The organism is Pseudomonas sp. 05N434, from assembly GCF_056396965.1.
Genome location: NZ_JBFTMK010000100.1, coordinates 1 through 11097, shown reverse-complemented (window position 1 = coordinate 11097; position 11097 = coordinate 1). Strand labels below are relative to the sequence as shown.

Here is an 11097-nt window from a genome sequence, read left to right as displayed (position 1 = left end):
GATCAGCACCGCATCACCGGCAGCGTGACCGAAGTTGTCGTTGATCTCCTTGAACCGGTCGCTGTCGAGAAACAGTACGGCCACTCCCTCATCCAGCTTGCCCGCATTGCGCAAGGCGCGCATCAGGCGGCCTTCGAAAAACGCCCGATTCGGCAACCCGGTAAGGCTGTCATGGCTGGCCTGGTGGGCCAGGGTTTCGTTTTCGCTTTGCAGATGGGTCTGCCAGGACTCGAGCTCGTCGAGCAAAGCATTGAAGTCGTTGCCCAGGTTGTCGAGTTCGGCAATGTCGGCGGGCGGTACGCGCCGGTCGAAAGCACGCTCGCTACGGGCGGCGTGAGCCACGGCAGCCAGGCTGCGCAACGGGCCAGTGATTCCTCGCAATTGCCGACGCGCCAGATAAAGCGCTACCCAGGCACTGACAGCGGTACACAAGACGATTCCCACCAGACCGCTGAGCAAAAAGCGCATCAGGCTGCCGCCGTGACCGATGAGCAAGATGCTGCCGATTTCCCGACCTTGATGAGTAATCGGCATGCTGATGGGTTTTTCCAGAATCGTTCGGGCGATCTGCATTTCAAGATCGGAGAGCCACCCCGTTTCCGGTCGTTGCCAACGTGCGAGCAACTCGCCTTGCTCGTCCATCACTTGTGCATCAGCCACTTCTTCAGTGGAGGCGATCAATGCCAGCGCTTCGGTGGCGGCGGCCTTGTCGTTGAACACCACCGCGGCTTCCACGGTGTAGTTGATCGAACGGGCAATCAGATGCAGGTTGTGATCGGCATAGACCCGCAAAGCCAGAACACCCAGCAGGGTCAGTGAAACACTGGCCATGGCCACACCCACCAGGGCGACGATCAAATGTCCACGGCCGATAACCGACCCCAGGGTCGGGCGTATGCGAGGTTTGAATAGACTCATGGCGCCGCCGGCTTGCGGCGCGACAGTTGCAGCACACTGGGGTGAATGCGTACACCGCTGCGGGCGACCGAGTCGAGGTTGACCTCGAAGGACACCTGCTCATCACCGACCCGCAGACAGAACAGACTGCCGACAGTGCATTGATCGCCGCCTTCGCTGATGCTCACCACCGGGCGTCCCGTCAACGAGGCGAATAGCCGACTGCGTTCATCGCCGGTCAGCTTGCCGATGTACACCGCATCGCATTCACTGGCGATGACCGGATTATCGGCCAGCAACCGTCGTACAGTAACCGGTCGACCCGTGGCTTGTGTGGTGCCTTTGACCAGGTCGTCGGTGTATTCAGTGGGGCCGACCACGCACAGGCGCAGTTGTTGGGGCTCAACAGGCCATCGGGCATAACTGAGGATCCCGAGTACTACCTGAGTGACCGACCTGGCACGTTGGTCGGCTTTGCTCACGATAGTTTCCGACTCAGCACAGGCAACGCCCGTCAACAAACAGAGGAGGCCGGCAAGCAGCACTTGTTTGCAGCCAACGACGCGCCCTGTCGCCCAGACAGYCAACTTCATGCAGGAATTCTCTACGATCGCAACAAAATGATGCCGCAACGATAGCACAGCACCGAAACACCAGCGAGGCGACGCACCATGGCACATCGGACAGACTCCTGCGGCTGGCACCGCCCCTCAATGGCTCGGCCAGGCACCCTCTTCCAGCTCCAGCATTAACCCGCTCAAGCGCTTGACCTTGCGCCGCACGGCCTCTTCGAATACGCCGGCTCGAGGCTCAATCAGGGTGAACCAGTCTTTGGCCCGGGTTATCCCGGTATAGATCAGTTCCTTGGTAAGCACAGGATTCAAAGCATCCGGCAGAATCAACGCCGTATGGGCAAATTCCGAGCCTTGGGATTTGTGCACGGTCATGGCATACACCGTGTCGACATCGTTGAGTCGGCTTGGCAGGACAAAGCGCACACCGCCCTGCCCGTCATTACGCGGGAAGGCCACACGCAGCACGTGCCGCCCGGCCTCCGGGCCTTCACGCTCCGGCAGCTTGAGGGCAATGCCAATGTCACCGTTCATCAAACCCAGGCCATAGTCGTTGCGGGTCATCAGCACGGGCCGACCTTCGTACCACTGATGGTCGCTGTCGATCAGCCGTGCCTTGAGCAGCGCGTCGGTCACGCGCTGATTCAAACCTTCCACGCCCCAAGGCCCTTTGCGTACAGCACACAACAGCTGGAAAGCGTCGAAGGCTTGTAGCACCACGCGAGCCCAATCAGCCCAGCATGGATCGTCGAGCGGGCGGTCGAGCGGTGGTCGCTGGCTGCGCAAAAGACTCAGGTAATGCCGATAACCTTGCGGTCCCCCGCCATGGCCTTCGAGCAACAAGCGCTCCAGCGCCCGGTCCTGCTCACCCTTTAGAGGCAGGGAAAATACGTCGTCATGACTTGCAGCGGCCAATAACTTGCGCGCGTCCTCGGGATGCTGTTGGTTAACCCAACGGGCCAACTGACCAATGCCGCTACCCTCGCCGAAGCGCCGTGAGTGGCGCAGCATCACGACTTGCTGGGCCAGTGGATGCGCGCCCTGGGTGTCTTCCCGCAAACCGCTGGCATCGAGGCGCTCACCGCTGACCGCCTCCAGCCACTGGCGGGTCTGCGGGCTGTACCAACCGGCTTCGGCATCACGACACAGATCGCCCAGTACGGCACCGGCCTCTACCGACGCCAGTTGGTCCTTGTCACCGAGCAGCACCAGACGGGCATGGGGCGGCAACGCATCGAGCAGGTTGGCCATCATTTCCAGGTCGATCATCGAGGCTTCGTCCACCACCAATACATCCAGCGGCAAGCGATTACCCGCGTGGTGACGGAAATGCCGGGTACCGGGACGACTGCCGAGCAAACGGTGCACGGTGGTCACATCCGACGGGATCTTCTCGCGCACCGTTTCAGGCACTTTCAGGGTTTGAACCTGCTGGCTGATGGACTCGGTCAATCGTGCGGCAGCTTTGCCGGTGGGTGCCGCGAGACGAATACGCAGCGGCTTACCGGCCTCCGCTGCGGGTGCCTGGAGCAACGCAAGCAAGCGCACAACCGTGGTGGTCTTGCCGGTTCCCGGGCCGCCGGTGACGATGCTGAATGCACTTCGAGTAGCCAGGGCACACGCGAGCCTCTGCCAGTCGATCACTTCATCAGACCTGGCTGGACCGAACAGAGCGGTCAGGCGTTGGGGCAAATCACCCGGCGTTGCTTCGTGTGCCGCCAGGCGCTGGCGCAGCGCGAGGTCGATGCGCCGTTCGTAAGCCCAGTAGCGGCGCAGGTACAGGCGCTTGCCCGACAGCACCAACGGCCGGTGTTGCGCAGCCTCACGCCCATCGACGGCCAGAGCCACCAGACGACTGGACGCCAGGACCTTGCACCAATGGGCACCGTCCAGCGCCTCAAGCAATTGCGACGGCAGCAACATCGCCCCGCTTTGCACATCACCTTCCGGCGGCAGCGACAAGGCAAAATCCGGCTCTTTCAGTGTTTCGAACAGATCCAGGCAGACATGACCGTGACCCAGTTGGTGACTGATCAACGCGGCGGCCAGCAGCACCAGCGGATCATCGTCGGGAGCGAGCTCGTGGAGAAACGCGACGAAGGCCTTGTCCAGCGCCCGCAGCCAGCCGCGTTCGACCCAGCGCGTGAGCAGCAGCAACAAGTCATCTGCGCGGCTCAACGGGGCCAGGTCCGCCAGACTTTCGGCCGCCAACGGCGTAGGCAGCAAATCGGCGAAAGTGCGACTCATAGCAATACTCCCTGTTCCCAGGCGGGTTCGGCCTTGGGCTCTGGCTTGCCCTGGAACAACCGGTCCAGGCGCTCGATCAGCTCCCGTGGCGGACGGGCAAAATACACACCTTGGCTGGCCGCTCGAGTACCGCGAAGAAACAGATACAACGCTCCACCGACATGTCGGTCGTAATCGTAATCGACCAGCCGAGCCTTAAGCTGGCGATGCAGGGCGAGCAGGTACAGTACGTATTGCAGGTCGTAACGGTTATCGAGAATCGACTGCTCCATGGCCTGCTCGGTATAGGCCGCGTCATCGACGCCCAGCCAGTTGGATTTGTAGTCAGCGACGTAGTAACGGCCTTCATGCTCGAACGTCAGGTCGATGAAGCCTTTGAACATGCCATTGAGCAGCACCGGTTCGGCAGCCACCCGGGCCACGCCGTGATGGGTGTATTGGCGCACCAGCTCATCGAGCTTGAGCACATCGACTTTATGACTGGCGAACCAGAACTCCATCTCGACCCGGTATTGAGACAGTTGCTCGAACACCACCGGCGCCTGCCCGCCACCGATGTGCAACGGGGATTTGAGCAAGTGCTGCAGCCAGCCGCTCAATGTGGTGATCCAGCCTTCCCAGCCACGGCGGTTGCAGCGACGGGCGATCGCGTCTTCCACGGTTTGCGGTGCAGCGGCAAAACCTTCGTCACCGGCCCATTCGAGCAATCCATGAAGAAAAGTGCCGGGGTTCGGCCCACGAGGGAATCGATGGATATCAGCGCCGCCGGCGGCGACTTCTCGTGGCGCTTCGGGATCAAGGCGTTCGTCATCAAAGAGCTTTTGTGCTTGCGCGCTCTCCGGTGCCTCGTCACTGCCCACGCTCAAACTGTCACCAATGCGTAAGGCACTGTAAGAGGCGATCCACCAGTTTTCGCTGGCCTTGCGCCTGGGTATCAGCGGGGCAAGCAAGGTCGCTTCATTGCGTGGCGGATGATAATGCTCGGCGGTCGCGTCAGGCATTTCACCGTAGCTCAGCGCCGCGCAGTCTTGCTGCAGGTCTTCCAGCCAACGACGCAGCCCTGCCGACTCAGCCAATGGCGCACCACCGCCCAGCAGATAGCCCAACGCCGAAAGGTGCAGGACCGAGCCATTGTTATTACCGCGTTTGAGATCAGTCACACCCAGCCAGCACGCATGTTGTGCCCGGGTCAGGGCCACATAGAGCAAACGAAGGTCTTCAGCCAAACGTTCATCGTCGGCTTGGGCGATCAACTCGGCTGTCGGCTTCAAGCTCACCTGTGCCTTACCCGTGGCATCGTGGTAATACAACGGCAGACGACTGCCATCCACCGGTTTTGCCGAGCAGATGAACGGCAGAAACACCAACGGATATTCAAGCCCTTTGGATTTGTGGATGGTCACGACCTTGACCAGTTGCTCGTCGCTTTCCAGGCGCAGGATCTGTTCTTCGCCAGCCTGACCAGACAACGCCAGATGCTCGGACAAATGACGGATCAGAGCTTGCTCGCCATCGAGTTCAGCGGCGGCCTGCTGCAGCAACTCGGACAAGTGCAGCAGGTTGGTCAATATCCGCTCACCATCGCTGCGCGCGATCAACGCCTGGGGCAGCTGAAAATCATGTAGCAATCGCCGCAACATGGGCAGAACGCCCTGTTTGCGCCAGAGCTCGCGGTAACCGCGGAACTGCATGACCCGTGCTTCCCAGGCCAGTTCGTCCTGATTCAGTCGCTCCAGTTCAGCCAGTGAAAGGTTCAGCGTGATGCAGGCCAGCGCGGCACGCAGGGGACGTTCGACATCCGGCTCGGCACAGGCCTTGAGCCACGTCAGCAGATCATGGGCCTCCTGCGCGGCGAATACCGAGTCCTTGTCTGACAGGTAAACACTGCGCACACCGCGAGCGGAAAGTTCGCCGCGCACGGCCTGGGCCTCTTTGCCGTCGCGCACCAGAATCGCGATATCCGCCGGCAGCAGGCCTCTGAGACCCTTACCATCCTGTATGAAGCCCGCACGCCCCTGCTGACCGCCATTGAGCAACGCAGTGATCTCACTGGCGCAGGCGGCGGCCAATTGTTGTCGATACACCACGCCAGACAGTGGCTGGTCAGAGGACAAATGCCAGATGTTCAGGGCAGGCACAACCTGCCCCTCAATGTGCAGGACTTCTTTGCGCCCTTGGGACTCCACGGGCAGAAACGGTACCGGGTTCTCGCCACTCTTCTCCCGGAACAGGAACGCGCCGCGCCCCTGCTCGCGAGATTCTGCGCGCTGGAACACATGGTTCACCGCGTTGACCATGCCATGACTGGAACGGAAATTTGTGCCCAGGGTATGCAGGCGGCCAGTGGTGGCTTGCCGGGCGCGCAGATAGGTATAGATATCGGCACCGCGAAAGGCATAAATCGCCTGCTTCGGGTCGCCGATCAGGAACAGGCCGGATTCAGGGTTGTTGTCTTCGATGCGATAAATGCTCTCGAAGATTCGGTACTGCACCGGGTCGGTGTCCTGAAACTCGTCGATCAGCGCAACCGGGAACTGTTCGCGGATCAAGGTCGCCAGACGCTCACCGCCATCGGACTGCAACGCTGCATCGAGACGCAGCAGCATGTCATCGAAACCCATTTCCGCGCGACGACGCTTTTCTTCCTCGAACCTAGCACCGACCCAGTGGGCGGCATGTTGCAGCACGGCGGCATCGGGGGTCGGCAAGCCATCGAGACTGGCCTTGAGGCCGGGCATCGCATCGAGACCGGGATGACGGGGAGCTTCACCTTTCCAGGCTTCAGCCATGCCATCGGGAGTCAGGCGAGTGAAGCCGGTGCCAATGTCCAGTTGCTCCAGAGATTCGTCTTCGGCCCAGGCCCGGAGCTTTTCGAACCAGGGTTCGAAGTAGCGCGCCTGCATCTTGCGACCATCGACGCTTTTGCTCGCGACGCCCTGATGACAGATGGCAAGCAGCTCATCGGCCCATTGGCGCCAGGGCATCTTGAGCTCGAGCAACGCGGCCCGTCGTTCCTCCAGGCACTCGGCGATCAACTCGGCAGGTTCTTTACCTTCAACGCTGTCACGCTCGCTGGCGAACAACCCACGCACTCGCGGCAACAACGCTGCCGGCCCCCCCCAGTTGCCGCGAACCCAATTCAGCGCATCGCCTTGCATCGGATAGCAGAACAGTCGCCAGTAGTCGCGCAGGACTTCGCCAAGCAAATCACTGTGATCGGTTTCCAGGGTCTGGGTGAACAGGCTGCCACTGTCGAATGCATGTTCGCGCAGCATGCGCTGGCACCAACTGTGGATGGTCGATACCGCGGCTTCATCCATCCACTGGGCGGCGATGTCCAGACGGTTTGCACAGCCTGGCCACTGTTCGGGGAGGTATTGCTCGCGCAACTCGGCAATCAGGCCATCCGGTGCCGGTGTCTCATCGCGGAAAAAACGCGCAGCTTCAGCCAGTCGCGTACGAATACGTTCGCGCAGTTCTTTGGTCGCGGCATCGGTGAAGGTCACCACGAGGATTTGCGGCGGCAGCAATTCACGACCAAAACCACTCGACTCGTCGYCATGACCAAGGACCAGACGCAAGTACAGCGCAGAAATGGTGAAGGTCTTGCCCGTCCCGGCGCTGGCTTCGATCAGTTGGCTTCCACGCAGGGGGAATGCCAGGGCCAGCGGTGTTTTCGTGGTCATGAGCGCGCCTCCTCGCTGGTCAATGAACGCCAGGGAGCCTCAAGCAGCGGCCGATACAAAGCGTCGCACCAATCGGGGAAGGTCTCGTCGGCAATCAAAACATCGTAGTCGGCGTATTGCCGAGCGAGTGCCGGGCTTTCGCGGCGCTCACCATCAGTGGTCTGGCCATCGCCTTCATAGGCCTTGCGGGCAGCGGCGTCAGCCTTGACCGGATCGGTTTGAGCCAGCCAGGCGAAGGCTGTTTTTACGGCAATCGGCAACGGCTGGCGCATGCCCGTTTGCCAGGCCAGCAACAGATTACCCAAGGCATCAAGTGCTGCATCCTTCGCCAACGGAGCCAGTAACAGACTGTCGTCGCTGGCCACCAMCGCGGTGGTCATCGACATCCCGCTGGCACAGGCAACCAGGTGATTGATCCATGGTCGTGTCAGACGATGCCATTTGCGTGTCTTGAGCGAGCCGATGCTGTTGGGAATCGTGGTGACCGATAGCAAACCACCGTCCGCACGTTGATGCAGGCCACTGAGCCAGCCCTCCAGACGCAGCCCATGCAGTTCCAGACTCACGGGCAACGCGCTGGCAAGTGGGGAAGGCCATAACGCCAGAAGCTGTTGATAGCGCTGCAACAGATCCGGCAACGGCTCGATCAACTCTCGCTGCAGACATTCGCCGAAACCGGCCATGGGCAAGAGCCCGCTGTTCTGCAGACGTTTCGCCTGTGCTTCCAGTACCTGATCGATTTGGTCCAATTGCCCGAGCGCTGCTTCGAGCAAGCTGTCGCTGAGGCTATAGCGTTGCAGCGCGTCGAGTACAAATGGCTCTTCATCCGCCAAAGGCGCTTCGGCAGCCTCGAAGAACACTTTGAGTCGCTGACTGAAGAAATGCCGTACCGGATTGCGCAGAAAATCCTGCAACTGACCCAGGCTCAGCGGCTCGTCCTGAATATAGGGCTCAAGAACCTCGATGGCAGGCGTCAAACCGCTGGACTGATGAAGTACCTGCCACTCGCTGGCGTAGCTGAACAAATCATCGCCTTCATGGAAGTAGCGTGCACTGAAGGGTTGCAGCGGATGTTCCTGAGTCATGGACTCAAGCAGATCAGCCTTGTCATCGTGCAATCGCCAACCGCTGGCGAGATGATCACGTAGTTGTCCTATCAATACCGAAGCCGGGCGCTCACTGTTGTCCCGAATACTGCGGCCGACCCAGCTGATATAGAGTTGGTCCCGCGCCGACAACAAGGCTTCCAGCAACAGATAGCGGTCATCTTCACGCCGGGAACGATCGCCGGGCCGGTAGTCGCTGCCCATCAGGTCGAAGTCCAGTGGCGGCTGCGCGCGAGGGTAATCGCCGTCATTCATACCCAGCAGGCAGACCAGTTTGAACGGGATCRCTCGCATGGGCATCAGGGTACAGAAGTTGACGGCACCGGCGAGAAAGCGCTGAGACAAGCGACCTTGGTCGAGGCCAGCCAGCCAGGCTTCTCGGACTACGGTCAGTGGTAACTCGTCCTGCAAGCCTACTGACTCGCAGGTCTCAAGCCAGGTCTCGCGCAACTCTTCGAGTTGAGCCAATAAATAGTCGTCATGTTCGTTACTGGCCTGGAAGAACAACTGCACCAGTGCTTGCAAGCGGATGCCCCAGAGTTTGGGCGACGCAGGTTGGGTGAGCTCCTGCTGGRCAATCTCCAGTGCATCCAGCAGTGCGACCAAAGGACCTATGAGCGCAGCATCCAGGCCACCGATCTCGTCGTAGGGTTCAATACCCTCGCAGGCACTGGCACTGCCCACGGCATAACCAAGCAACATCCGTCGCAAGCCGAAACGCCAACTGTTTTGCTCCAGTTCTTCTGGCAGGCCCAGACCCGCACGCTGCTCGGCATTCATCCCCCAACGGATACCTGCGCCTTCGATCCAGCGGTGCAAAGTCGGCAGGTCACGTTCCTCTACGCCAAAGCGAGCGCGTAATGCCGGAACGTCCAGCAGATCGAGAATTTCGCTGACGGGGAAACGACTGTCGGGCAGCTTGAGCAGATGCTCGACAGCGATCAGTAGCGGGTCCCTGCCGCGCTGGCCTTGGTCCGCGAGCGTGAAGGGAATGAAGCGTGGGTCGTGCCGATCAAGCTGACCAAAGACAGCGCGGATGTGGGGGGCGTAACTGTCGATGTCTGGAACCATCACGATCACGTCGCGAGGCCTTAAGTCTGGATCAGCACTGAATCGTGCGAGCAGCTGATCGTGGAGAATCTCCACTTCGCGTTGAGCGCTATGGGCGATGTGAAAACGGATCGATTCGTCCTTTGTCAGATCGACTGCAGGCCAACTCTCGCGAGTTTCGTTCAGGGGGCGCAATTCCAGGATGTCGTCCTGCAACTGATTGAGCATGCTCTGAGGCTGGTTATCGCTGAAAAGGTCGATGCGCCCATCGCGAAATGCCGAGCGATAGCTGTTGGGATCGTCGTAACTGTCGAGCAGATTGATGTAGTCCCGCCCCTGCTTGCCCCACGCCGCCAATAGCGGGTGGGCATGTTGATGGAGCGTTTGCGGATCAAGCACAACCGGCATGCCACGCTTGCGAGCCTGGCGTTTGTATTGATGCCGCAACAGGTCTTTATCGGCGACGATGTCCGCCCAATGGTGGCGACATGGGTTGTGTACGCACAGCAAGACCTGACTGAATCGAGCCAGCCCGGCAAGTGCTTCCAAGGCTTGAGCTGGCAGTGAAGAAATCCCGAAAACAATCACCCTGGAAGGCAATCCACTGGGCGCGCTGTCGAGACTATTGATACGCTCGATAAAGCGTTGGTGGACACCCGCACGGCTTTGCGCCATGCCTTGTGCACCGACATCCAGCAACAGCGCACGCCACAGCTCTGCTTGCCAGCAGTTGGCCGGAGTCAGGGCTTTGGCTTCGCCTCTGCCATTTCGTAATTGGTGACGGCCTTCTGCCCAGTCTTCGAGCCAGTCCGCCCTGTACACCTGATATTGGTCGAATAGATCGGCCAGCCGCTCCGCCAATTGATAGCGTTTGCGTAAGTCGGTGTCATTCGTAAGGAAGCGCTGCAGGGGTTCGAAGTGCGGTTGGTTGATCAACTGTGGCAGCAGACGCATCAGGCGCCAAGTCAGCGGGGCTTTATCGAGCAGGGACTTGGCCGGGATTTCGTCACGTCCCAGCACCATGCGATAGAGCTGCCACATGAAGCTGCCTGGCAACTGCACATCGATGGCGGCAGCGATTCCGCAGCCGCCCATGTCGTCATCTTCTGGGTCCTCGGCCAGTGCCAGCTTCAGCCATTGGGCGATGCCGTTGCTCTGCACCAGGGCAATTTCATTTTCCAAGGGAGCCAGCGGGTAGCGCCGCATCCAACTGACCACCAGGCTGCGCAGCTCGTCCAGGCGGTTGCCGTGAACCACCATAAAACCAGCRCTGAGGGACGTAGCGTCCGGCATAAAGGCTTCCTTGGGAAAATACAAAAGCTAGGGCCGAACCTTAGCACTGTCGGCAGACCGTGACAGCCGGGACCGTTCCGATGTTGCTGTACGAACTTTCCTGCGGGCAAAACAAAACCCCTACCTGCATACGCAGATAGGGGTTTCGGAATTTAATCTTGACGATGACCTACTCTCACATGGGGAAACCCCACACTACCATCGGCGATGCATCGTTTCACTTCTGAGTTCGGGATGGGATCAGGT

General features: G+C 60.1%; 5 protein-coding genes and 1 rRNA gene. All 6 read right to left on the bottom strand.

What is annotated here, in order from left to right; all coding sequences use genetic code 11:
- On the bottom strand, positions 1-918 hold a 918-nt coding region (gene dgcN / locus AC1DLB_RS09230), incomplete at its 3' end, for a diguanylate cyclase DgcN/YfiN (protein WP_477784903.1).
- On the bottom strand, positions 915-1490 hold the full coding sequence (gene yfiR, locus AC1DLB_RS09225) for a regulatory sequestration protein YfiR (RefSeq protein WP_477784902.1): 576 nt from the start codon (positions 1488-1490) through the stop codon (positions 915-917). The genes yfiR and dgcN, both read right to left, overlap by 4 nt.
- A 117-nt stretch (positions 1491-1607) precedes the next feature.
- The gene (gene recD / locus AC1DLB_RS09220; protein ID WP_477744068.1) at positions 1608-3716 is read right to left on the bottom strand and encodes an exodeoxyribonuclease V subunit alpha; all 2109 of its coding nucleotides are present in this window, start codon (positions 3714-3716) and stop codon (positions 1608-1610) included.
- Positions 3713-7402 (bottom strand): exodeoxyribonuclease V subunit beta, encoded by a 3690-nt coding sequence (gene recB, locus AC1DLB_RS09215; protein WP_477784901.1) that lies wholly within the window; start codon positions 7400-7402, stop codon positions 3713-3715. Before recB ends, recD begins: the two co-directional genes overlap by 4 nt.
- Positions 7399-10851, bottom strand: coding sequence for an exodeoxyribonuclease V subunit gamma (gene recC, locus AC1DLB_RS09210; protein WP_477784900.1), 3453 nt, complete (start codon positions 10849-10851; stop codon positions 7399-7401). Before recC ends, recB begins: the two co-directional genes overlap by 4 nt.
- Before the next feature lie 156 nt (positions 10852-11007).
- Positions 11008-11097 (bottom strand): 5S ribosomal RNA (gene rrf, locus AC1DLB_RS09205); the annotation flags it as partial.